The following is a 25,015-nucleotide window of genomic DNA, read 5'->3' on the forward strand; positions in this document are numbered from 1 at the left end:
CTATAAAACATCTGCAAAATGTGGCTTGAGTTTCTTATAAAGGAACATACCTACTAAGGAGAGAATAGCTACAACTCCCCAAAAATATAAGGTTTGATAGTGATGGTGCCAAAATCCTATTTTGTGGATCAATGAATCTCTATATCCCTCAATAATATAGAATAAGGGATTGAATTTAAACAGAATCTGATATCTCTCGGGAACAACATTAAATGACCAAAAAATAGGAGTCATCCAATAGAAAACTTGTAAGAGCATTGTAATAATTTGGCCAAAATCTTTCAGGAAAATAACAAGAGACGAAGTAATCCATGATAAGCTCAGAACCAAAGCAATAGTACAAAATAAATAATAAAACACTTGTAAGTGATATAAATCTGGAGAGTAACCGTACAGAAAGAATACTAGAAACAATACCAACACAAAAAATAAATGAATAAATAATGAACCGATAATTTTAACTAGGGGGAGAGCACTTACTTTAAAAACAACCTTCTTAACAAGATAACTATTTTCTATTATAGAACCCATTGCGCTGGTTGTGGCATCAGCGAAAAAGAACCATGGTATAAGTCCGGATATCAGCCATAATACAAACGGAAAATCCTCTACAGGGGTGCTTTTAAAGCCGACCTGAAAAACAAACCAATAAATTAATATCATGAAAGTAGGCTGTATAAATGCCCATGTAATACCCAGATAGTTTCCTAGGTATTTTGATTTAAAGTCCTTTATCGCCAAACTGAATATTAGCTGTCTATATCTATACATATCCTTTAAAAATATCTTAAAGTTCTCAATCATCTTCTACGTTCCTCTCTAGCGTGTTGGGCGGCTTTAAACAATTTCACTCGACGATATATTATTTCGATAAACTATTCGCCAAACCATGATAAAATATCTCTGCATAGGAAAGAAGAGGGGGTTTTATGTTGTCGAAGCCAGTATACGTTAAAAAAAACACCTCGTCGAGAAAAGATACGCATTATATATCAAAATTTTGGTTGTTTAAAATAGGTTTCATCCTGTTCCTAGCTTGGACGCCGTTCCAAACTGCTCTATTTAATGGACAAATGCTAGAATTTGAGAAACCGATTTTCTGGGCTGCTATCTTAGCTTGTCTACTAATAATTCTCTGGATTGCTTATTCCTATAAAAGCATACAACTAAAAGATCAAAGAGATTGGCTAGCTGTGAGTGTGCTTTTACTTCCCGCAACTTACATACTCTCACTCGTTAGCGCCGCCTCCCATGTTCTTGCTATGAATATGGTCATCATTAATTGTATCTACGCAATTATGTTTATTATTGGTTTATACGTGTTACGCGAAAATTTGGGGAATCGAATCATTCAAATCACGATTATGACGGTTTCATACCTTATAGTGGGATTCGGCTTGCTCCATTGGTTCGGGCAAGGTAAGACTGCGGGTTCCATTGCAAAATGGTTTTCCAATACCGTTTTAAATGGCACATACACCCATGCCGTCATGACTGACTCTAACGGTCTACGTCTCACTTCCGTATTCCAATACGCCAATACTTATGCGGCTTTTCTAATGGCATTCCTTTTCGCAGCAGTCTTTTTCGTTACGACATCTCGAAAATGGTACGGGCAAGCCTTTCATAGCTTCATGCTGGTACCCATCATTGTATCGCTGCTCTTGACGTTGTCTCGGGGCGGTCTGGTGATGTTACCTGTTGTATTTGTTTTGTTACTCCTATTCCTAAAGCCAGCTAAACAATTATTGTGGATCCTATACTGCGGTATAGCAGGCGTAACTTCACTAATCATTTCCAAACCGGTAACAGAGCTGGGGTTGAAGTTAAATGAAGCCTTTAGCAGCACTGGTGCCCTTAAAGGATGGGGCATTTTGCTTGGTGCTTCCGCTATTGTAGGAATTCTCGGATGGGTCATACAAAGTTTTATTGCTCCCAAACTTGAACAGTCGTTAGGCAATTGGTCGGATAGAAAAACCTCCAGCTTATGGATTCCACTCGGTTCCGTTGCAATTGGAGGCCTGCTGATTTTCCTATTCATCGGTGCTGGATTGAAAAATATACTACCGCAAAACATCAGCGTCCGACTCGAAAATATTAACTTTAATCAGCACAGTGTTCTGGAACGTTTTACATTCTATAAAGACGCCATGAAGGTACTCGCTGACTACCCGATCATCGGAGCCGGAGGCGGAGCATGGGCTTCACTCTATGAGCAGTATCAGAACAACCCATATACAAGCCGTCAAGCGCATAACTTCTTTTTACAGTACTTGATCGAAGTCGGAATTGTCGGATTCGTGATATTCATGTCGTTTATCCTGTATATTTTCTACAAGTATATTCGCGGTTATATCAAGGGTAATGAAGAAGAGCGCAACAGCCATTTTCTATATTTCATTCTCGTTCTATCGATACTGATCCACAGCATTTTGGACTTTAACATGAGTTATGTGTTCATGGGAATTCTTGTATTCCTGGGACTTGGCGGAATGGCTGCCGTGATGGATAATAAACCCGTGAAAAAATGGAGCCTCAAAGATTCAACCGCTAGAGGTGTATATAGTGCAATCGTCGGGCTTTGCGCTGCTCTTGTCATGATTACATCCATCCGGTATGTACAAGCCGCCGACTCGGGAATGGAAGCACGCAGAATCGTTCAGGTTAGCACTTCATTTGAGGAAATTAAGGCTCCCCTTGATAAAGACTTGAGCATACGCCCGAGCCATCCCGACTCGGTACTGTTAACCGCATCACTCTATCAGACAATATATAAGCAAAATCAAGATGAGAATTTTTATAGCGCATCTGTTGATCTACTAAATAAAGCGTTAGGAGCTGAACCATATAACAAATCTATGCTTAGTCGATTAATTGAAAGTTACGAAATGAAACAGCAACCGGAGCAAGCCTATGAAGTACTTATCAATAATGCCTATAAATTTAAATGGGACATTAGCTGGTCCGAACAGATTATCAATAAAGGTTATGATCTTGGGATGAAGGCACTTGGAGCTGGAGACGCAGCAACGAAAGACAAGTACTTCAAGCAAGCAACCGAAGCATTTACCAAGGTTCAGAAAGGTATTCAGCATTTGGCTACATTACCGGAAGGACAATTGCAAGGGCGCTCATTTGAAAACACACCAGAGATGATCCTTCATACAGGCAAAATGCACTTCATGTTGAATCAACCGGAGCAAGCATCAGAAGCACTTAAGCTGGGCATACAGGAAGATCTCTCGCAGACAACCCAACAGGAAATTGTACGTTGGTATCTGGCAGCATTACAAAAACAAAACTTGAGTGATGATGCCCTTATGGGGAAACTAACCCAAGTTGATCCTAATGCGAAGGACAATGTTCAACAACTTGCTAATCTTCAATTCTAATTAAAAAGGAGGCAGTTCGTGGTAGAAATCTTCTACCCAACTGCCCCCTTTTTTTCTTATGTTATAAAATCGCTTTTACCGAACTTTCGCCAAAACCCCGCTTAAATATGCAATCAAATCATCTTTCAAATCTTCCCGTTGCAATGCATAATGAATGCTGGTTTCAATAAATCCCAACTTCTCGCCGACATCATGGCGCATCCCGTCAAAATGATACGCATAGATCGGGCTCCGATGAGCTAAGTTGGAGAGAGCATCGGTCAGTTGAATCTCACCGTTCTTTCCAGCCTCCTGATTCTCCAGCAAATCGAAGATTTCCGGCGGCAAAATATAACGGCCCATGATGGCTAAGTTGGAAGGCGCATCGGCACGGTAGGGCTTCTCTACCAATCTTGATGTTTCATAGATTCTATCTGATTTCTGAAGTCCATCTACGATCCCGTAACGGTCCACTTCGTTCCAATCAACTGGCTGTACGCCAACTATGGCAGATTGGTAGGTGTCGTAGACTTTCATCATCTGCTTGAGACATGGAGTCTCTGACTCTATAATGTCATCGCCTAGCAATACCGCAAAAGGTTCATCTCCAATGAACTTGCGTGCGCACCAGATGGCATGACCCAGCCCCTTAGGCTCCTTTTGACGGATATAATGGATATCTGCCATGTTGGAGGGCTTGCGCACTTCTTCGAGGAGGTTCCATTTCCCTTTCTCAGCTAGGTTATGTTCCAGCTCAAATGAAGAATCAAAATGATCCTCAATCGCCCGCTTCCCCTTACCCGTCACAATGATAATGTCCTCAATGCCGGAAGCAACCGCTTCCTCGATGATGTACTGAATGGTCGGCTTGTCCACAATGGGGAGCATTTCTTTCGGCATCGCTTTCGTGGCTGGAAGGAACCGCGTACCAAGTCCAGCGGCGGGTATGATCGCTTTACGAATGTTCATCTTATCTTCTCCATTCCCGTAAGTCTCCACATATTGATGACATTGTACCATGAGTTCGGCCAACCCATCGATTAAAATCGGTTTTTGTCAAAGGCAGGCAACTTATTGTCCGTAAGTTTAGCCGCTTAGGCCGCGTTACCTTTCTCTTTCACCTTATTGGTTTTGATGCGGTTTTTTCAAGGTAGGGCCGATAACTGGAAATCATACATTCCAATTTTATCCATGGAAATGACCAAGACCCCTCCGATATACTAGTACGAAACTTCGATGGACCAAAAAGCCAAAGGAGCTGGTTACTGATGAAAGAGAGAGACGTCTATTTCGATAACCTCAAATTCATACTGATCCTGTTGGTGGTCGTGGGGCATCTCATCGAGCCGTTTAACGGCGAAGCAGCGATGGGAACGATCTATCAGTTCATTTACTCGTTTCATATGCCGCTGTTTATTTTTGCGGCCGGTTATTTCGCCAAATGCATTCATTCCCCCAAACAATACGTCGGCCTGCTGTCGGGACTGGTCGTGCCGTATTTCATATTCGAGACGCTCTATACCTTGTTCGACTATTACATGCAAGGCTTGGATCGGCTCGATTTCACGTACTTTTACCCCAATTGGATCCTGTGGTTCCTGTTCAGCATGATGCTGTGGAAAATGCTTCTGCCGTACCTGCTGATGCTCAAATACCCGCTCGTCGTCTGTTTCGCGATGTCCATCATGCTCGGGTACTCGATCGATGTCGACTATTACGCGAGCATTTCGCGCACGCTGTACTTCCTACCCTTTTTTCTCATCGGATATGTTTTCAAAAGGGAATGGCTGGATGCTTTCAAGGCCCGGCCATTTCAACTGCTATCGATCATCCTACTCGCCGCCGGACTTGTCTTGCTGTACGTCATATCGCCGATCCTGCCAACCAACTGGTTCTACGGGGCGATGCCTTACCTGGAGTTCGGCTTGGACTCGTGGTATGCAGGCTTCTACCGTATGATCACCTACGCTTTCACCGTCATCATGGGACTGTGCGTCCTCTCCCTCATTCCGGAGTCGGATACGGCCTTCACGGACCGTGGGGTTAATACCATGTACGTCTTTTTGCTACACGGGTTCATCGTCAAAACGATGTTGCATCTAAACTGGTTCGAAGCCTTCCGTTCCGGGGGAGGCAAGCTGCTGATGATCCTGTTCGGCGTACTCTTAACCTGGTTGCTATCCTCGTCCTGGATCAAACGCGGCTTCGGTTGGATCGTCGAGCCGAACGTCGGTTTTCTGTTTAATTATCGATCTAAGCACCGCCATGAACGAGCTGAAACGAAGCGTTCCGACGCAAAAAGGAGTGATGCCTAACCTGGCATCACTCCCTCATATTATCTCGGTATAAACGCAATACGCGTGCTGCTTCCTTACTTCACCAACTGCCCCCGCGTTACGCCAAGCTGGTTGGTCGCCTTCAGCTTCTTCCACACCTGGGTGCCGCTAATCTCGCCGCGCAGGGCACGGTTGTAGAGATCGATGACCTCGTGGACCTGCTCCGATGTTTCCTCGAGGAACTCTACGCGGTAGCTGGATACGCCCAGCTCCATGAAGTTGGCCAGGTACTCGGCGCCGGATTGCTCGATGGCGTTGTACACGGTGTTACGGCAGCCTTCATCGACCCGTACCGGATGGGACATGCCGATCCGGTCCTGCAGGGATACGCGGCTCTCTTCACAAGGACGACCGCAGTTCGTGAAGTCCGTTCCTTCGCTGAGGAACGTACAATACACGCAGTGCTCCGTATGGAACATCGGCAGATGCTGATGGATGACGATCTCCATCTTGGACGTGTCCGCCTTCCCAAGAAGATCCACCATCTGCTGGATGTTCAGGTCATAGGAAGGCGTGACGGTGTCGCATCCGGCTTCGGCGAACAGGTCAACCGCCTTGTGGTTGGCAATGTTCAGGGAGAAGTCGCCGATCAACCGGGGATGCTTCGCCCCCGGGTTCTCCATCCGGTGGCGCAGGTAGAAATACAGCGCACCGGTGTTGCGCACCAGCACGGCGTCCGGCTGGAGGCGCAGGATGTTGTTATGGTAGCCGTTCTCACCCGGCATGTGAATGCGCGGCGTTGCCAACGCAATCTGCTTGCCGGCTGCACGCACGGCTTCCACCGCTGCCGGGAACTGCTTGATGAACTCGAAGTCGGCGTAGATCATCTCGACGCCGGCCGCAAGCGCAGCCTCCACCTGCGGGAGGCTGCGGCACAGCGCGGTGAGCTTCGCCTCACCGCGAGCCACGGGCGCTGCGGGCACAGCCGCATTGCCATACACCGACACCGCCCGTTTCACGTACACGGGCGGCTTCGGCCGCTCGCCAGCGAGCAGCTCCACCGCACGGCGGCGGATGCTGTTGAGCTCGCGAATCGGCACGATGACGTCGCCGTACAGGTCGACGTCAAGTGCCTCAAGCTGGAACACCGTTCCGCCCAGGCGGCCAAGCTGCTCCTCCAGGATCTCCTGGCTGAGCGGCCGCTTCTGGGCAATCTCCAGTTCCAGCTCCGAATCCACCTGGACCGTCGTGCCCTTCTGCACATCGGTCCACCAGGTCGACAGCGGCTGTCCTGGACGGCCGCTGACACGCACATGTACCGGGAATACCCGGTACGACTTCTCCGTCTCGTACGTCTGACGGAGGCGCTTATCCAGCGCCGGATCGTTCGTCTTCCATATCCGGTCGCCGACATGCAGTTTTCGCAGGTCCACGTCACTCCGGCCGGGAACGATATCGACGATCCAGCCTTCCTGCGCTTCACCCTCCAGCTTGACGCCTTTGCGGCGTACGTCGTAGACGCGTCCGCCTTCTTCTTTTTTCGTTGGGTCGCCAGCATCGAATACGATACCGTCCCCGCGCTTCAGTGGCGCGTCCAGCTTGCAGACGACACCGTCACGCAGAATCTGCTCTACCCGGCCGAGGTACACGCCGCGGCTTTTCGGGAACGTACCCTCGACGAGCTTTTTATTGTTCGTTCCATCCAGGAAGCCATGGGTGAAGCCGCGGGAGAAGCTCTGCTGCAGCTCACGCACCTCTTCCTTGCTCGGTCTCGCATCCTCGCCGTCAAAATACCGGTCAATCGCCTTCCGGTACTTACTCACGACGTTAGCCACGTATTCCGGGCTCTTCAAACGGCCCTCGATCTTGAAAGAAGTCACGCCCGCTTCAATCAGCTCCGGCATCAGATCGATCGCCGCCAGATCTTTCGGTGAGAGCAAGTAGGCAACGTCGCCCATTGGCTTCTGCTCGCCATCCACGATCAGATCGTACGGCAGACGACAAGCCTGCGCGCACTCTCCGCGGTTGGCAGACCGGCCGCCCCACATTTCGGAAGTCAGGCATTGGCCCGAATAGGATACGCATAGCGCACCATGCACGAATACTTCCATTGGGAGCTTCGCCTGCTCCCCGATCTTCTGGATTTGCTTCAGATTGTTCTCGCGTCCCAGTACGACACGTTCCATATTGAACGGCTTCGTGAACTCAACGGCCTCCGGCGACGTAATCGTCATTTGCGTAGAACCATGGATCGGGAAATCCGGGGAAATCTCGCGAATCATTTTTACCAAACCTAAATCCTGCACGATCACCGCGTCCACGCCGGCATCCACGCATGCATCGATCAGTTCCTTGGCATCCTCCAGTTCGTTCTCGAACACCAAAATATTAAAGGTTAGGAATCCCTTAACCCCATAACTGTGCAAGAAGGCCATAATCTCGGACAGCTCGTCCATCCGGAAATTGTTCGCCCGTGCGCGCGCATTAAATTTCTCGACCCCAAAAAAGATCGCGTCCGCCCCATTCGCCACCGCGGCCCGCATGCAATCCCAATCCCCTGCCGGTGCCAGCAGCTCCACGTCTTCTCTTCGTAGTGCTTTCGTGTCCATCTATATCCTCCCAGGCCGGTTCAAGCCGGCGTGCTGTGTACTACTATTCTTTCATTGAAACCTGCAAGCCATACTCTATTTTCATAGAACAGGCGTCCGACATCTATATCAATTGATTTTGTAAATACTTTGAAAGCTTTTCAACTTATCTAGTTTACCAAAAGTCCGGCTTATCTTCTACCTGCTAACTTGATTTCCACACTTTTGATAGTGTTGCCATAATCCGCATAGCACTTTGTTTCGTAAAAACAAACAAGCCCTCCCATCGGAAGGCTTGCCTCACATCATCCGCAGCGACTACTACTGGCGCATGATCACCGTGCGGGGCTAGTGTTGTTATTTCTTTCTTTTGCATATGGGGATTACTTCCCCTTTCCTTTATCAGGGAGCTGGGATACTGCATGTTGATCCCCATATCCTGAAGTCAGAGCCTCCTTAACATCTCAGCGGATGACAGCCATCCAAGAATGCTCCAACCAACAACCACGCACCGTGCGCACGATGTACAAAACTTTGGAACGGAATCGCCCCAACCGTCAACTGGTTCCAGGATTTCTTCATCATAGGTTTGCCAGTGCACGACCTGCCCTCAAGTTTGTCAATACATCGTCCTGCATCACGCCCCCTACTCTTATTCCGCACCCTCCAGCACAAAATCCATGCTCGCCAACCGCTTGCCGTTCACAACAATGTGAAGACGGTGATCTCCGGAGTAGAAACGACGCGTGGAGATCGGTTTAAATGACTGCTTCTTCTCGACCTTCCAGATTCCCGGCCCATAGATCTTATCCGAGCATTTATAGCGTTTCGGCGCAAGCTTGCCGCTTGCCTTCATATAATCGATCTCATAATCGATGCGGAGCGCCATCGGATTGCCGGTTTCGTTGACCACCTGAAAAGCGAACTCCAGATCATCCCCCATCGCGATCACGGAACGCTTGATCCGCAGCTCGCGCACCTCAAGTCCCGCCAGCTCTTCAAGCTCCTCATACCCGAAAATAGCTAGTGCCCGGATATCCCCCTTCCGAAGGAGCGAACGCAGTGCATGCCGTACGATCCAATCCGTTAACGGATGTTTGCCATACCATTTGGCGGCGATCTCAAGCACAAGCCCTGGATGATCCTTGGAGATATCGTTCAAGTGATTGGCGACGCTTTTTCTAACGTATAAGGAAGGATCCTCTTTCAACTGCTCCAGAATCGGCAGCGCCGGACGCGGATCCTTAATCAGGGCCGGCAGCTGCGGCGCCCAAGGCAGGCGTGGTCTGCAGCCTTCACTCGCCAACCGGCGCAGATGCTCGTCATCGGACTGTGCCCATGTCATCATCTGAGACAGCATCCGTTCCTGATCCTGGATGATAAAAGGTCGAACCGCAAACTCCGCCGTGGAAGAATGCGTGAATACCGCCAAAGCCTCCATCGAGGTCTCCAGATCCTCCATCCCGTTCACTTCAACATAGTCAGGGAAGAACACATATTCCACGCCTCTAAAATGCGGGGCTACCTGCTTCAGAATCTGAACGGCTTCCGGGTAAGAAGCAGGCAGCGTGTCCGTTAAGGCCAGCGTAATATGCCGGATGCGCTGCTTGAACTCCTCCTGTCCCCAGGCTTCATTATGAATCAGCTCCATGAACCGGTTCGAATCGAATGCCGGATAAACCTCCTTCAACCGGTCGGTCACTTGCTGGAACAACGTATTTGAATATAGATCCTTCAGCGTTTCTCTCATATAAGATCTCCCTAGAAAAATAATTTTTACGATATTGTATCCACGTCTCATGGAATCCTGAAAGCCCTTTATTTATGCGATAACCCGGCGGTTCCAACCCTTCTCCAAAAGAGCCGCCGACCGCTCTAACCCCGTTCCCCGCCTCTTCCCAATCCAAAACTTGTGGTGTAGGATGAAGTTGCACGCCTTTCGCTTTAGCGCGGCAGTCTGGTTCATTCCAGTTTGCTAAATTAGTGGGGCGTTTTGCTTTATCCGAATTCGGCCTCCCGTTGTTGGGGCGTCACAATGTATACATGAACAACTTTCTTATCTCTACAGAAAAACGTCTATCGACGTACTTTCACAGATGACAGACCGCAAGTAGAGGAAGTTTTCTTTCGAGATAAGCGCAGCGCCTTCTCCAAGATCCGACGATAAACCGACGGATTCTGCTGCAGGAACTCCTGCAGCTTCTCGGTGAACAAGGACTCAAGTCTCGAAGTTTATACTTTTGCTATCTCTAAAAATGTAATACATACATTATTACCCCATTCAAAAGACAGGAGGCGAAGCTCGAAGGATTATAACAAATCGCACATCAGGAGATGAAGAAGACATGGAAAGCTGGAAAAAGAATTTATGGATATTATGGTTCGGCTCATTTATCGTTTCATCAAGCTTCTCGATGGTCATACCATTTCTCCCGCTTTTTCTGATTGAGCTCGGCGTTACCAAGCATACGGAAATGTGGTCGGGACTGCTGTTCAGTTCCGCTTTTTTTGCGGGCGCCTTGTCCTCTCCCTTCTGGGGAGCCGTCGGCGATAAATATGGACGCAAACCGATGATTATCCGCGCGGGGCTGGTGCTCTTTGTCATCTATATTCTGATGGCATTCGTCACGAATGAGTATCAGGTGCTGATTCTCCGCCTGCTGCAAGGCCTACTCTCCGGCTTTATCCCGGGTGCAATCGCCATTGTAGGCACCAATACCCCCGAGAAAAAGGTCGGCTACGCCCTCTCCATGATGTCCACGGCAACCGCAACCGGCGGCATTATGGGCCCGATGATCGGAGGCACCCTGGCCTCCCTGTTCAGCAACCGAATGGCATTCGGATTGGCAGGGATGCTGTGCTTCGCAGCCACGCTGCTTGTCATATTCTGGGTCAAGGAAGAGAAATTCGTGCCCAGCAAAGAGCGCGTCTCCGTCATAAACACGTTTAAGGTCGCCGGACATAACAAGGCGCTGTTGACCGTGCTCATGCTTACGGTGCTGACGCAATTCTCCGTCATGACGATCGAGCCCGTACTGCCGCTGTATATCGCTCAGATCGGCGGCTCTTCATCACATACCTCGATGATTGCCGGCTTTGTGTTCTCCATCGTCGGGATCGCCAGCATCCTGTTTGCGGCCCGCTGGGGACGCTTATCCGATAAAATCGGGTTCCAAAAGGTGCTGCTGATCGGTCTGCTCGCCGGCGGAATTGGATCGCTCGCCCAAATCCTGTTCAGCAACATTTGGGCATTCTCGGCCATCCGCTTTGCTTACGGCGCCTTCTTCTGTGCCGTATTCCCGGCACTCAACGGCCTTGTTGTTAAACATACGCCAAGCGAGTTCCGCGGGCGTGCATTTAGCCTCAACCAGACAGCCAACCAGATTGGCGGGATGGCCGGCCCGCTCGCGGGCGGCATGATCAGCGGCATCTTTAACATTCACTCGGTATTCTTAATGACAGGCGTCCTAATGCTAATTACAACCGCCATTACTTATTGGACGATGCGGCCTTCGCGCCGGCAGCCCGTTGAAAAAGGAACACTCTCTTCATAAAGTCTCACTACTTTGCGCACGCGGGGTGTCATTCATATCACGCGTGCGTATTTCATTACGGATTTAAATTGAATCATCGGGGTGCTTATATAGTCCAACATCGTTAACTCATAATCTAATCGCTCGAATGTCTACAGACTTCATTACATTATTAATGTCATTAATATTTAATCCTGCTAATAACGGCTTCGCTTACGCATGATTGCCTTTCACAGCAGCATTCTGCCTCGCTACACATCATTCAGTTCATTGCTGCACCATTCAACTTGTCACGAGCAATATGAAATCGGCGAATATTCCACTAGCGCGCACATCTTGCCTGCACGCCTATTCTCCTCCGCCACTTTACACATGCATATGACGGTCCGCTTCATCCCACGGCACCGCATAACCGCTTCCTTTCGCACAAAATATCGAAGAGGAGCTGTATTCCGGGTCCGCATTTTTATCGTATCCTTTACGTTCAATGACCTCGGCCTCGTTATGGCACCGGCCATATCCGCCGTAAACCAGGGATATTGCACCTCTTCCCTTCGTGTAGGCGGCTAATTCCATGCTGTAATTCATCATGGTCGATACGGGAGCCGATCCTGTGACCGACACTTTGTTTCCTGCCGTTTCCGGCGGCTCGAAGCTTGCCTTCGCCTGGGTCAGATCCGACATCAACCGTCCGATATACTCGGCATCCACCTTTACCTTGAAGTGATAGTAAGGCTCTAGAAGCATATTGGCTGCCTTCTCCAGCCCTTGGCGTAACGCACGGTAGGTGGCTTCCCTGAAATCCCCGCCGTGCGTATGCTTGTTGTGCGCCCGCCCCTTCAGCAGGGTAATCTTGATGTCCGTGACGGGTGAGCCTGTAAGCAGCCCGTGATGATCCCTCTCGCCGACATGCTGGGCGACCAGATGCTGATAATTGACCGGGAGCACATCGGGATGACAAGCATTGGCGAACACGATGCCGCTGTTCCGCTCCCCAGGCTCCAGCCGGAGGTGCACCTCCGCATAATGCTTCAACGGTTCAAAATGACCACAGCCCACAACCGGCTCCGTTATGGTCTCTTTATATAGAATCTCCGGTTCACCGAAGGTGATCCGGTAACCGAACCGCTCGAGCACGATGCGTTCCAGCACTTCAAGCTGAATGATCCCCATCACATGGATATGGATCGCCTGAGCATGCTCATCCCACTGCACAGACAGGGAAGGATCCTCCGCATCCAGCAGACGGAATTCGCGCAGCATATCCTTGGGATGAATCGAGGAGTCGAATTGCACCTTCGACTTCAGTGTCGGTACAAGCTCATATACCGTCCGGCCACCACCCAGAGTCCCAAGCCCATCCCCTGCCGCAGCTGAAGAAATACCCGTAGCGACAAACAGATCACCCGCATGCACCTGATCGACATTCGTCACGCGCCCCCCATTAATCAAACGGATATGCGTCACCTTCTCCGTGATCGCCTCCGTTCCGGAGAAATAAGTCATTTCGTCGCGCACCCGCAGCGTTCCGCCCTTGGCTTTGATATAGGTCAATCTTGCGCCCTGTTCGTCATGGCGAATCTTATATACTCTTCCGGCAAAATCAGCCCCGGGATCATAGTCCGTAACCGTCAGCAGATCCAGCTGATGCAAGAAATGGGACACACCCACGTTCTGCAGAGCTGATCCGCTGAAGCAGGGGAATAGCTGCCCTTTTCTTACCATCTGGGTCATCGTATCCAGCCACCGTGAAACCTCATATCCCTGTTCCATATATAGCTCCAGCAGCTTCTCGTCCCGCTCCGCGATAGCCTCAATGACCGAGGATTGCATCACGCCTTCGTGCAGCATATCCTCCTCTGTGATCATACAGACGTCTTCGGTAAGCTCACTCCGAATCTCTGCAAACACACGCGCCACATCCGCGCCTTCCCGGTCGATTTTATTAATAAACAAGAACGTAGGAACACCATGCTTGCGCAATAACTGCCATACCGTCTCCGTATGCCCTTCGACACCTTCCACGGCACTTATAACGACGACGGCGGCGTCCATGACCTGAATCGCCCGCTCCATCTCCGGCGAGAAATCGACGTGACCCGGCGTATCGATTAAATAATAAGTGGACCCGTTAAAATGCATGGTGGCCTGATCGGCAAATACGGTGATGCCCCGTTCCTTTTCAATGTCATGCCGATCAAGAAAAGCACTCTGATGATCCACGCGGCCGCGCTCCTGAATCGTATCGGTCATATATAACAACTGCTCCGCCAACGTGGTTTTGCCTGCATCCACATGGGCGAACATGCCTATCGTTTTTTTCATCCGCTTATTCCCTCTTCTGTAAGCCGGTTTAATTACATATCCTTTGCTCTCTCGATTTAATTTTACCATATCAGATCGCATGAGCGGCACATATGTTCTATATTTTCGAGGGAGAGTCGCTCCTTTTCTCTATATGTGCGTGTTCAAAAAGGTCGATTGTCAAGCACCGAGAAGGTTTTGAACAACCTCTATAAACCAAAATAGCTGCCTGCCGGCACCCCTATGGATGCAGCAGGACAGCTATCCGCGTTATCAAAAATATGATTGCCCACTAAAATGTGATATGCGTTTTATATTCCATCCTTCGGACTACTTCACCAGCTCAAACGAGGATAGCGCACGCTCCAAAGCGGCTTGCTGCATGTCCGTAGCATTAGCATCATTCAACGTTGTCGTAATCGTGTACGCGATATTTCCGCTTTCAAAGACAATCTCCTGGGTGGTAAAGCCAACGCCGTTCTTCACCTGATGCACCTTGAACAACACGGCAGGCACACCGGCAAACGTGATCTTATCCTCGCCAAGCAATTTCACCGTCGTCCCTGAAGCCGTGCTGGCTTCATTATAATAACGCTTCAGGTTGCTGACGATGAAGTCTGCGGATGTATCCTTCTGAGCATTAATTTCAAACCCGCCTCCGGCAAATCCATATTCGACCGTTCCCTGCTCGAACTGATCATTCAGCGGTTCCCAGTACTTTGGAATGTCGATATGATAGCGGTACGTTTCGGAGTTTTTGCTCCGCATCTTGGTTTTATCGGTCAGGTAGCCTTCTTCGCCAATGCGGCCGAAGTTCTCAGGTACCACATCATAATCGATCTCGATCGAATCCAGCACCTTCTTCCAGTTGGCAGCCGTCTTCTCTTGGCCATCCGGTACCGCATATTCCAGATAATAACGGTAGCCGTTCTTCTGGATCATCACTTCATATTCCGTCACCCATTTATCTCCGAAGTTGTACCGAACCTCTTGAATCTGCCCTTTGACGCCCGAGATCTCCACCGGCGTAAGTCCCACGTATTCGTATGAATCTTGGACGAAGGATTCCGACAGCCAGTCTTTAAGCCGCTGCCCCCAAGCTGCGAGCGTGCCCTCAACCCCTGTCGGTACGGATGTCACCGAGACGGACAGATAACCTTCTCCTTCGCTGCCGTATAACATATCCTTATTGTTGATTTCCCAGCCTGCAGGAATGCCAAACCATATGCCGTATTCCTCATTCCCAGCTTCGCGGAGCCCACCGACGATGGAAGAGACGTCTTTTAATGATTTGTCTCCCGCCTGGTAGGTCGTTCTGAAAGAACCCAGCAAGCTCGCATGTTTGTCCATATCCTTATAGTGAACCGCTTCCGCATCGGCAAAATACAGCTCATAGACGCGGTCATTGGCATAATACTGCCGGCCTTCCCATAGGACGCCGTCGATATCGCGGGAAATGACTCTGGCATACGGCACAGCTCCGCTTGCGACCGTCTCTTGGTGAAGCACAACATCTCCGGAATCGTTCAGTTCTTTCAGGAGCCGTTCTAACAGATCGTCCGGACTCAGCTTTACTTTCTGGGAGGAGGCATGAACCTCAAGATAATAGCGGCCCGTAGCATCGTTGAAAGCCGCACCGCTCTCGTCGTCCGTTCCTCTCCCAACGATCATCCAGGAAGGATAATTCATACTCCATTCATAGTAGCTATTTCCGATTCGAGTCTTCCCAGTCGTATTGTTGATTTCGCCCTCGTCATGCTTCTCTTCCTTATCCGTGACCATGAGGCTGATGGACAGCTTGCCTTGGGAGGAGCTTACCTTGGCGCCAATCCCCGCGGCAACCGGACGCAGCGGTACCATCAGCGTTCCGGACACCATCGTCGGTTCTACCGGCAGCTGTACCTTTTTCCCATCAATCCAGGCAGTCTTGTTGTCGATAACGAGCACAACCGTATGCGGTCCTTGCAGCAGTCGAACCCGGTTCTCGCCCTCCAGCTTGATCTCGCTGCCAAACGCTTTTTTAAACACGCCCAGCGGCACCATCAATACGCCCTGCTTCAGCTGCGGCTTGGCAATCGTATAGGAGGTGCCATTGACCGAAGCTGAGCTGCTGCCGCTTTGCACGGTCAGGATACGCTTCTCCGGCACAACGTCATCTCCCCATACGGGAAGGGATAATGACGTGAATAGCATCAAAGCCGATAAGGTACCAGCTGTCATCTGCCGCAAACGCTGGCTTGACTCCGTTCTTACTCTCTTCACCATTACTCGGCCTCCCCAACGCTTGACGAAGCAGCTTGATTACCATCCTGGCTGAGCGTCAGTTTTACATTTACAATATCTCCATCCCGCTGCATCAGCAGCTGAACCTGCTGGCCTGGGATGAAGGGCTTTAACCGTTCGTTGATATCCACGACGGAATAGATGCGCTTTCCGTTAATTGCATATAACACGTCATCTTCTTGGATTCCAGCTTTTCGGGCTTGCTCGGACAGCACCTTCGTAACGGTCAATGGATCGTCTGAAGGCAGACCCACAATGGCGGACCAGCTTTCTTCCAGTTCCAACCCAAGGCTGGCTCTTCGAACCTCGCCGTATTCCAATAAATGATCCACAATATAATGAACCGTTTCCGCAGGAATGGAAAAGCCCATATTTTCAATGCCAACGGCGGCAAACTTCTTGCTGTTGATGCCAATGACCTCGCCTTTCAGATTGACAAGCGGCCCTCCGCTGTTGCCCGGGTTAATGGCGGTATCGGTTTGAATCAGGCGATAAGAGCCGTCGACGCTCCGGTTCAGGCCGCTTACCACACCTACGGATGCCGAGTTTCGTAACGAGAAAGAGATTGGCGTACCAATGGCAACCACCGTTTCTCCAACCAGCGCATTTTGCGCGGATGCGGCAAATTTGGCCGGCTTCAGAGACTTGGCGTTTATTTTGACTAAGGCAATATCACTCATAGGATCGCTGTATACGCCCTTGGCTTTATAGGATTTGCCGTCTGACGTCACGACCGTGATTCCGGTAAGCCCGTCCACTACATGAGCGTTCGTAACAATCCAGCCGTCTGACTTCCAGATCACCCCCGTACCGTGCGCCAGGTTGTATCTGTCATCCACTTCGCTGCTTCCTTGTGCTGCCTTTCCGATAATGCCAACAACCGATGGCGACATCCGGCTGATAACCTGAGGCACCGCATGTTGTTCATATGTACTCTTGGGCTTAGCGCTTGCTGCAGCCGCAACGTCTGTATGCATAACCGCATTCCCGCTTCCTGCCATAATGATGGCCCCCAGCAGTAAAGCCGTCGATCGTTTTTGCCATTGTATATTCTTCAATTCTTTTGTTCCTCCCCCGGTTCCATCCTCTACCCAACCAACCTGTACTCCTCAATTTATCATGTTTTTCCATTTGTAGCCATTGCTTCTAGACCTATTTCTTTTACGGTTTTCCTGCGGACCGTGTAACTTTTCCCCGAAGAAACAAAAAGACGCCTCCACACTGCGAACAGCAGACGGGCGTCTTGTTTGTATGTATTTCATTACATTCGTCATATGAAGCCGCTTTAAATAAGGTACTTAAGACAACCTAATTGTTAAACCATCCTGTAATCATGGCATAGTCAGAGTACAAGAACACAAATAAGCTGACGAGACCGAAAGCGATTGCGAATTTATTTTTTTGGCGGGCCATCAACAAGCGAACCACACCAACAAAGATCAGAATCGTAAACAGGATCATGAAAATATCAAATGTCTTAAATGTCGCGCTCGCATCCGATGCTGCTGCAAGGATCATGAAACGTACCTCCTCGTGGGTTTCTTCTCGGGCAAATTTACATATCTTCTTCTATGTTATCCATGTGCCCGTCCAGATGCAAGCCCTCCGCCCCTAAAAATCAAAAAAAGTCATAGAATTTTCTCATTTTTAACCAAATTTTCAGATATTAGCATGACTTTCATCACGGCAGAGGTTAAATCAAGCTTGCGTAATGGATTCAGGCATAGGCTGCTTCGTATATCCAAGTACTCCGAACAGGAAAACATTCACTCCTGTGCCTCATACTCCTCAGGAGTCGATACCTGCTCTGTTGCCGTTTCCTCCTCCAAGTCTTCACTTGGCAGCGCGACGGAAGGATCTGTGATCGTAATCCGATCCTCTGGGTCCTTCTTGACCTCCAGCGCAACCTCATTGGACGATTCGCTGCTTACATTTAATTCGTTCACAGCAACGACATGGATCGCATACCGGCCGGACGGACCTACTAACATATTACGGTTCGGAATAAGATATGCACGGCTCACTAACGGTTCCTCATTCAAACGATACAGTACTCCGTCAGGTCCTATGTAGTATACATGATAGATTACGCCTTCCTGCACATCTGTCCAGGTTAAACCAATGGATTCATCTTCCTCATTTAGGATGGCCTGAAGACCGGATATTTTATTCGGACGGCTCGAAACTTCGTTAGAATAACCACTCTTGCCGAAACTGTTCACTGCCTCGACCACATAGTAAGCCGTCTCCTGAAAACGCACATCGGATGTTGCGTAACTGCCTGTCTCCACATTCGCTCCGTCTGACAATAATGTATAACCCGTCCCGGACTTCTCGCTGAAATAGATATTGTAGGTTTCCCCTTGCCGCTCTGTCCAGGTTAATTGAATCTGCCCCTTCTCATATCGGAACTTCAGATCCGTCGGAGCAGTTGGTGCCGTTGTCGGCAAATCCGGCTGAGATGCCAAGTTCTCTGTCCCCGCATGGGACTGTGCTGTTCCGGGAACGGAAGGCGTTGTGGATGTTGATCCCGATGATGAGGTTACGATACCATGGATGACCGGGTGAGAACTTTCTGGTAGTGTCTCTACCTCATCCTCCGCAGTATTGGAGCTGATGTGCTCCACGGCTTTCAACCACTTCACGGTAAGCAAAGCCGCTTCTTCCTGAGTAACGATGCCCTTGGGATTCCAAGCATCGGCCGCGGATTCCTGAAAGAGGCCTAACTCCATGGCCAGTTCGATAGCTTCCCTAGCATAAGGGCTGAAGGAGCCCTCATATAACTCCAGCTGCTTGGCTTCCTCGTCCGAGTTTTCATTATCAGTAATCCCTTGCAGAGCTCTTTGATACAGCACAGCCATATCCTGACGTGTCAGCGATTGTCCAACTCCAAACCTACCGTTCCCTACCCCTTTCACCAGCCCTGCATGAACCGCACCTTCGATGGCGGAGAAAGCATAGTGATCGTTAGGTACATCCTTGAAGGTAGCCACTTCCGGCGGTTCAGCCGCGCTCAGGTTTAGAGCATTGACAATCATTATGACAAAATCCTGCCGGCTGATGCCCACTTTCGAATGGAGATCCGCTCTACCGTCAGCAGGCTGGAGTTCTCCTTCGGTTAACCTGTGAATGACTTCCTGTGAATCGAAGCGCCCCCTATCTGAGACGGGTATGGGTATACCATCATCTGCTTGAACGCTATCGGATGAGTTTATGTATAAAGCACTTGCTGCCAGAGCTATCAGAACGGAACAGGTGATCCTCTTCATACAATCCCTCCAATTTTTCGCAATCATCAAGATCATACCATATCCTGGAATGCGAAGATATTGGAGGATGATATGAAAATAAAAAAAGAGCCCCCATTCATGCACGGGGGACTCCATTATTACGCTAACCTTGTTCATCTGCTGAATATGAAATGCAATAAGGTGTGTGCTTCACAGTTCACTTCCAGCATGGGACAGATTCGTCTAAGACACTGCCAATTCATGCGGTCTCCCTTGCAGAAGCAAGGGAGCAGCTATTAACGTGCCGCTTCCACCTTGTGCAATTCCTTAGTTCGCTTCGTATCGCGTTCCAGGATTGGCTTCAGGTACTTCCCTGTATAAGACTCGGGTACCTTCACCAAATCCTCAGGCGTTCCGGTAGCGATAATGGTACCACCGCCGCTGCCGCCTTCCGGACCCAGGTCGATTAGATAGTCTGCTGTCTTAATGACATCCAGATTGTGCTCAATGACAAGGACGGATTCCCCGGATTCCACCAGGCGATGAAGGACAACGAGCAAACGGTCGATATCGTCCACATGCAGGCCGGTGGTCGGTTCATCCAGAATATACATCGTTTTGCCTGTGCTGCGGCGATACAGCTCGGAAGCCAGCTTCACGCGCTGGGCTTCACCACCGGACAGCGTGGTGGCAGGCTGACCTAAAGTAATATAACCCAGACCGACATCCATCAGCGTCTGCATCTTCCGGTGAATCTTCGGAATGTTCTGGAAGAAATCCGTTGCATTCTCTACGGTCATCTCCAGTACTTCAGCGATATTCTTGCCTTTATATTTAACTTCCAGCGTTTCGCGGTTGTAACGCTTGCCCTTACACACTTCGCAAGGCACGTAGATATCCGGCAGGAAGTGCATCTCAATCTTGATAATGCCGTCTCCACGGCAGGCCTCGCAGCGACCGCCCTTCACGTTAAAGCTGAAGCGGCCCTTCTTGTATCCACGAATCTTCGCTTCATTCGTCTGGGAATAGATATCCCGGATATCGTCGAAGACGCCCGTGTAAGTCGCCGGGTTGGAGCGTGGTGTACGTCCAATCGGTGACTGGTCGATGTCAATGACCTTCTCGATATGTTCCAGACCCTTCATCTCGCGGTATTGCCCCGGACGGACTTTGGCTCTGTTCAAGTCACGAGCGAGCGTCTTGTAGAGGATCTCGTTGACCAGTGTCGACTTGCCTGAACCGGACACACCGGTTACCGCCGTAAAGACGCCAATCGGAATTTTCACGTTGATATTCTTCAAATTGTTCTCTTTCGCACCTTTAATCTCGAGCCAGCGTCCATCGGTCTTGCGGCGCTTGCTGCTGACCGGAATGAACTTGCGGCCGCTCAGGTACTGGCCCGTCAGAGAGTTAGGGTCGTTCATAATCTCCTTCGGGGTTCCCTCCGCGATGACCTGGCCGCCATGAATGCCTGCGCCTGGGCCGATGTCGATGATATAGTCCGCGGCCATCATGGTGTCTTCGTCATGCTCGACCACAATGAGCGTATTGCCCAGATTCCGCATATGCTCCAGCGTCGAAATCAGGCGGTCATTATCCCGCTGATGCAGCCCGATGCTGGGCTCGTCCAGAATGTAAAGAACGCCCATCAGGCTGGAGCCGATCTGCGTAGCTAACCGGATCCGCTGCGCTTCCCCACCCGACAGCGTTCCCGCCGAACGACTGAGAGTCAGGTAATCCAGGCCTACATTGACCAGGAAGCCCAAACGGCTGTGAATCTCCTTCAGAATGAGATTGGCAATCTGCTTTTCTTTCTCGCTAAGCTCCAGGTGATCGAAGAATTTCAGGGATTCTCCGATCGACAGGCTGGTGACATAGGCCATGTTGCGGTCATTGATCGTAACCGCCAGGCTTTCCTTCCGGAGACGATGACCTTTACAAACATCGCATGGCTTGCTGCTCATATATCCTTCGATGTATTCGCGAATACCCTCGGAACTGGTATCGCGATAGCGACGTTCCAGATTCGGAATGATGCCCTCGAAGGTCACATGCGCTTCCTTGCGCTGACCGAAGTCATTCTCATAACGGAAGTGAACCTTCTCATTGCCCGTGCCGTACAACAGTTTATTCATCTGTTCCTGACTAAAGGTACTGACCGGCTTGTCCAGCGGAATGCCGAAATGCGCGCAGACCGATTTGAGAAACTGCGGATAATAAGTCGACGTGCCCCCGCTCCATGCAGCAAAGGCGCCTTCCTCCACGCTTTTGCTCGTATCCGGTACAAGCAGCTCCGGATCCACAATCATCTCGACGCCAAGTCCGTCGCAATCCGGACAAGCGCCGAATGGAGTATTGAAGGAGAACATCCTCGGCGTCAGTTCTTCCATGCTGAAGCCGCAGATCGGGCAAGCAAAGTTGGAGCTGAACCGCAGCTCCTCCTGACCCATGATATCAACCAGGAGCTGACCGCCTGACAGGTTCAGTGCCGTCTCGATCGAATCGGCCAGACGTGCCTCTATATCTTCCTTAACTACGATCCGGTCCACAACCACCTCGATCGTATGCTTTTTGTTCTTCTCCAGTTCAATGCTTTCCGACAGATCGCGCAGCTCTCCATCGACGCGCACCCGAACGAAGCCCTGTTTCGCAATATCGGCAAACAGATTCTTATGCTCGCCCTTGCGCCCGGAAATGACAGGCGCGAGAATTTGCAGTCTCGTCTTCTCGGGATACTGCATTATGCGGTCTACCATTTGCTCGACCGTCTGGGAGGTAATCTCCACGCCATGCTCCGGACAGTGCGGGTGTCCCACCCGGGCAAACAGCAGACGCAGATAATCATAGATTTCCGTTACGGTACCTACCGTAGAGCGCGGGTTGCGGCTCGTCGTTTTCTGGTCAATTGATATCGCCGGCGATAGGCCTTCAATGGAATCGACATCCGGTTTCTCCATCTGTCCGAGGAACTGGCGTGCATAAGCGGACAAGGATTCCACGTAACGTCGCTGACCCTCGGCATAAATCGTATCGAATGCGAGAGAGGATTTGCCCGAGCCGCTAAGCCCCGTAAGAACGACGAACTTGTCACGCGGTATCGTGACGTCGATATTTTTCAGATTGTGTGCACGTGCGCCTTTGATCACAATATTTTCACTTGCCAAACGATATCATCTCCTACTCCATATGGCATGCATGTGGTGCTTATATTTTCACAAAGAGAACGACCACTTAGGCCGTCCCCCCTGTCATTCATCTCTCCAAATTTATTCGGCTTGCAGCTCCAGCAGCGCATCACGAAGCTCGGCCGCACGCTCGAACTGCAAATTCTTCGCTGCTTCCTTCATTTCGGCCTCGAGACGCTGGATCAGTTTCTGACGATCTTTCTTCGACATCTTCTGTCCTTCGCCCACCAGATAATCCGCCTTGCCCTCCGCAACCTTGGTTGCTTCGATGACATCGCGGATCTTCTTGCGGATCGTTTGCGGCGTTATGCCGTGCTTCTCGTTGTAGGCAACCTGGATGCTGCGGCGGCGCTCGGTTTCCTTGATCGCCCGATCCATCGAATCGGTGATCTTATCGCCGTACATGATAACTTTACCTTCCGAGTTCCGGGCTGCCCGGCCGATCGTCTGAATGAGCGAGCGGTCCGAACGGAGGAAGCCTTCCTTGTCCGCATCCAGAATCGCTACCAAGGAAACCTCCGGAAGGTCAAGACCCTCCCGTAGAAGGTTAATACCCACCAGCACGTGGAATGTACCAAGCCGCAGATCGCGCAGAATCTGCATCCGTTCCAACGTCTTGATATCGGAGTGCATGTAACGAACCTTGATTCCAATTTCCTTCAGATAATCGGTCAGATCCTCTGACATTTTCTTCGTCAGGGTCGTCACGAGCACACGCTCGTCACGTTCCACCCGGTCATGGATCTCGCTAATCAGGTCATCGATCTGCCCTTCAGTCGGACGCACATCGATGATCGGATCAAGCAGGCCTGTCGGCCGGATGATCTGTTCAACCATCGTATCGCAGTGCTCCATCTCATACGGTCCCGGCGTGGCCGACACGTAGATGATCTGGTTCACTTTCTCCTCGAACTCCTCGAACTTCAGCGGCCGGTTATCCAGCGCGGATGGCAGGCGGAAGCCGTGATCGACCAGCACGGTTTTCCGTGCCCGGTCACCGTTATACATCGCGCGGATTTGCGGGAGCGTAACGTGCGATTCATCAATGACAAACAGCATATCGTCCGGGAAGTAGTCAAGGAGCGTATATGGCGTAGCACCAGGCTCCCGGAAGGTCAGAGGGCCGGAGTAGTTCTCGATGCCGGAGCAGAATCCGACTTCCTTCATCATCTCGATGTCGTAACGGGTACGCTGCTCCAAGCGCTGCGCTTCCAGCAGCTTGCCTTCCGAGCGCAGCAGTTCAAGGCGTTCTTCCAATTCGCGTTCAATGTTCACGAGCGCGACCCGCATCGTCTCTTCACGGGTAACGAAGTGAGACGCCGGGAAAATGGCGATATGCTCGCGTTCTCCAACCAGTTCGCCCGTCAAGACGTCGATCTCCGTGATCCGCTCGATCTCGTCTCCGAACAGCTCGACGCGAACGGCCTGTTCCCCCTTCGAGGCAGGAAAAATCTCGATGACATCCCCGCGAACGCGGAAGGTACCGCGAACGAAGTTGATATCGTTCCGCTGATACTGGATATCAACCAGCCGCGACAAAATCTCATTCCGCGGCTTCTCCATGCCTACCCGGAGCGATAGCAGCATTTCGCCGTATTCATGCGGCGAACCCAAGCCATATATGCAAGATACGCTCGCCACAATGATGACATCGCGCCGTTCAAACAGCGAACTCGTTGCAGAGTGGCGGAGCTTATCAATCTCTTCATTAATGCTGGAGTCCTTCTCGATATACGTATCGGAGGAAGGGATATAAGCTTCCGGCTGATAGTAATCGTAATAACTCACAAAATAATCCACGGAGTTGTTCGGGAAGAATTCCTTAAACTCACTGGCCAGCTGTGCAGCCAGCGTCTTGTTATGCGCAATAACGAGTGTGGGACGGTTTACTTTGGCGATTGTCTGCGCGATCGTAAACGTCTTCCCCGTTCCTGTTGCACCTAGCAGCGTCTGATGTTTTTTCCCTTGGCGGAGTCCTTCGACCAACGCATCAATAGCCGTGGGCTGATCGCCCTGCGGCTGGAATTCAGACTGGATCTCAAAGGATTTGGTACTGACAACTAAATCGCTCATTGCCCTTCATCACCCTCATACTCTAAAATGAAATTCATGCTAAAAGATATGTCGAAACTTCCCGATGATATACTATGGGAAATTAGTGGTGTCTACGTAAGGAATAAGAATATTTGTTCCCGTCTCATTATACCCTTTACGTTTTTTTGATGCAAACAGTTTAATTAAATTT

14 protein-coding genes are annotated in these 25,015 nt (G+C 50.3%); 3 read left to right on the forward strand and 11 right to left on the reverse strand.

Annotation, left to right across the window (positions count from 1 at the left end; translation table 11 throughout):
• On the reverse strand, nucleotides 1-804 hold the full coding sequence (locus AC0VZ8_RS30980) for an ABC transporter permease (RefSeq protein WP_475485343.1): 804 nt from the start codon (nucleotides 802-804) through the stop codon (nucleotides 1-3).
• A gap of 128 nt (nucleotides 805-932) precedes the next feature.
• Here AC0VZ8_RS30980 and AC0VZ8_RS30985 point away from each other — a divergent pair, with 128 nt between their 5' ends.
• On the forward strand, nucleotides 933-3,392 hold the full coding sequence (locus AC0VZ8_RS30985) for a Wzy polymerase domain-containing protein (RefSeq protein ID WP_475487789.1): 2,460 nt from the start codon (nucleotides 933-935) through the stop codon (nucleotides 3,390-3,392).
• Between the two features lie 75 nt (nucleotides 3,393-3,467).
• On the opposite strand, the gene galU is transcribed toward AC0VZ8_RS30985, so the two are convergent.
• Nucleotides 3,468-4,340 (reverse strand): UTP--glucose-1-phosphate uridylyltransferase GalU, encoded by an 873-nt coding sequence (gene galU / locus AC0VZ8_RS30990; protein WP_475485344.1) that lies wholly within the window; start codon nucleotides 4,338-4,340, stop codon nucleotides 3,468-3,470.
• A 299-nt stretch (nucleotides 4,341-4,639) separates the two neighbouring features.
• Here galU and AC0VZ8_RS30995 point away from each other — a divergent pair, with 299 nt between their 5' ends.
• The gene (locus AC0VZ8_RS30995) at nucleotides 4,640-5,686 is read left to right on the forward strand and encodes an acyltransferase family protein (protein WP_475485345.1); all 1,047 of its coding nucleotides are present in this window, start codon (nucleotides 4,640-4,642) and stop codon (nucleotides 5,684-5,686) included.
• Nucleotides 5,687-5,742: 56 nt separating this feature from the next.
• Here the strand turns inward: AC0VZ8_RS30995 and AC0VZ8_RS31000 are convergent, their stop codons facing one another.
• Nucleotides 5,743-8,256, reverse strand: a complete 2,514-nt coding sequence (locus tag AC0VZ8_RS31000) for a U32 family peptidase (RefSeq protein WP_475485346.1) — start codon at nucleotides 8,254-8,256, stop codon at nucleotides 5,743-5,745.
• A 631-nt stretch (nucleotides 8,257-8,887) separates the two neighbouring features.
• On the reverse strand, nucleotides 8,888-9,985 hold the full coding sequence (locus AC0VZ8_RS31005; RefSeq protein WP_475485347.1) for a DNA alkylation repair protein: 1,098 nt from the start codon (nucleotides 9,983-9,985) through the stop codon (nucleotides 8,888-8,890).
• Between the two features lie 595 nt (nucleotides 9,986-10,580).
• Between AC0VZ8_RS31005 and AC0VZ8_RS31010 the strand changes: the two genes are divergently transcribed.
• A complete protein-coding gene (locus AC0VZ8_RS31010; RefSeq protein ID WP_475485348.1) occupies nucleotides 10,581-11,789 on the forward strand; it encodes an MFS transporter in 1,209 nt (402 codons plus the stop codon).
• Between the two features lie 345 nt (nucleotides 11,790-12,134).
• Here the strand turns inward: AC0VZ8_RS31010 and AC0VZ8_RS31015 are convergent, their stop codons facing one another.
• The 7 genes from AC0VZ8_RS31015 to uvrB form a co-directional block, all read right to left on the reverse strand.
• Nucleotides 12,135-14,093 (reverse strand): GTP-binding protein, encoded by a 1,959-nt coding sequence (locus tag AC0VZ8_RS31015; protein ID WP_475485349.1) that lies wholly within the window; start codon nucleotides 14,091-14,093, stop codon nucleotides 12,135-12,137.
• Nucleotides 14,094-14,402: 309 nt separating this feature from the next.
• Nucleotides 14,403-16,337, reverse strand: a complete 1,935-nt coding sequence (locus AC0VZ8_RS31020; RefSeq protein WP_475485350.1) for a copper amine oxidase N-terminal domain-containing protein — start codon at nucleotides 16,335-16,337, stop codon at nucleotides 14,403-14,405.
• A complete protein-coding gene (locus AC0VZ8_RS31025; protein ID WP_260069273.1) occupies nucleotides 16,337-17,413 on the reverse strand; it encodes a S1C family serine protease in 1,077 nt (358 codons plus the stop codon). Before AC0VZ8_RS31025 ends, AC0VZ8_RS31020 begins: the two co-directional genes overlap by 1 nt.
• 250 nt (nucleotides 17,414-17,663) lie before the next feature.
• Entirely contained in the window at nucleotides 17,664-17,873 is a 210-nt protein-coding gene (locus tag AC0VZ8_RS31030) for a hypothetical protein (RefSeq protein ID WP_071219760.1), read from the reverse strand.
• Between the two features lie 248 nt (nucleotides 17,874-18,121).
• The gene (locus AC0VZ8_RS31035) at nucleotides 18,122-19,624 is read right to left on the reverse strand and encodes an S-layer homology domain-containing protein (protein ID WP_475485351.1); all 1,503 of its coding nucleotides are present in this window, start codon (nucleotides 19,622-19,624) and stop codon (nucleotides 18,122-18,124) included.
• Nucleotides 19,625-19,881: 257 nt separating this feature from the next.
• Nucleotides 19,882-22,749 (reverse strand): excinuclease ABC subunit UvrA, encoded by a 2,868-nt coding sequence (gene uvrA, locus AC0VZ8_RS31040; RefSeq protein WP_260069275.1) that lies wholly within the window; start codon nucleotides 22,747-22,749, stop codon nucleotides 19,882-19,884.
• Nucleotides 22,750-22,851: 102 nt separating this feature from the next.
• A complete protein-coding gene (uvrB, locus tag AC0VZ8_RS31045; RefSeq protein WP_071219763.1) occupies nucleotides 22,852-24,843 on the reverse strand; it encodes an excinuclease ABC subunit UvrB in 1,992 nt (663 codons plus the stop codon).
• Nucleotides 24,844-25,015 lie beyond the last annotated feature (172 nt).

The sequence above is a fragment of the Paenibacillus sp. QJM3NY_38 genome (assembly GCF_056173265.1).

Bases quoted from the DNA above. Each gene is read 5' to 3' on its own strand.
- AC0VZ8_RS30980 (WP_475485343.1), bottom strand. From the start codon at position 804: ATGATTGAGAACTTTAAGATATTTTTAAAGGATATGTATAGATATAGA.
- galU (WP_475485344.1), bottom strand. From the start codon at position 4,340: ATGAACATTCGTAAAGCGATCATACCCGCCGCTGGACTTGGTACGCGG.
- AC0VZ8_RS30995 (WP_475485345.1), top strand. From the start codon at position 4,640: ATGAAAGAGAGAGACGTCTATTTCGATAACCTCAAATTCATACTGATC.
- AC0VZ8_RS31000 (WP_475485346.1), bottom strand. From the start codon at position 8,256: ATGGACACGAAAGCACTACGAAGAGAAGACGTGGAGCTGCTGGCACCG.
- AC0VZ8_RS31005 (WP_475485347.1), bottom strand. From the start codon at position 9,985: ATGAGAGAAACGCTGAAGGATCTATATTCAAATACGTTGTTCCAGCAA.
- AC0VZ8_RS31010 (WP_475485348.1), top strand. From the start codon at position 10,581: ATGGAAAGCTGGAAAAAGAATTTATGGATATTATGGTTCGGCTCATTT.
- AC0VZ8_RS31015 (WP_475485349.1), bottom strand. From the start codon at position 14,093: ATGAAAAAAACGATAGGCATGTTCGCCCATGTGGATGCAGGCAAAACC.
- AC0VZ8_RS31020 (WP_475485350.1), bottom strand. From the start codon at position 16,337: ATGGTGAAGAGAGTAAGAACGGAGTCAAGCCAGCGTTTGCGGCAGATG.
- AC0VZ8_RS31030 (WP_071219760.1), bottom strand. From the start codon at position 17,873: ATGATCCTTGCAGCAGCATCGGATGCGAGCGCGACATTTAAGACATTT.
- AC0VZ8_RS31035 (WP_475485351.1), bottom strand. From the start codon at position 19,624: ATGAAGAGGATCACCTGTTCCGTTCTGATAGCTCTGGCAGCAAGTGCT.
- uvrB (WP_071219763.1), bottom strand. From the start codon at position 24,843: ATGAGCGATTTAGTTGTCAGTACCAAATCCTTTGAGATCCAGTCTGAA.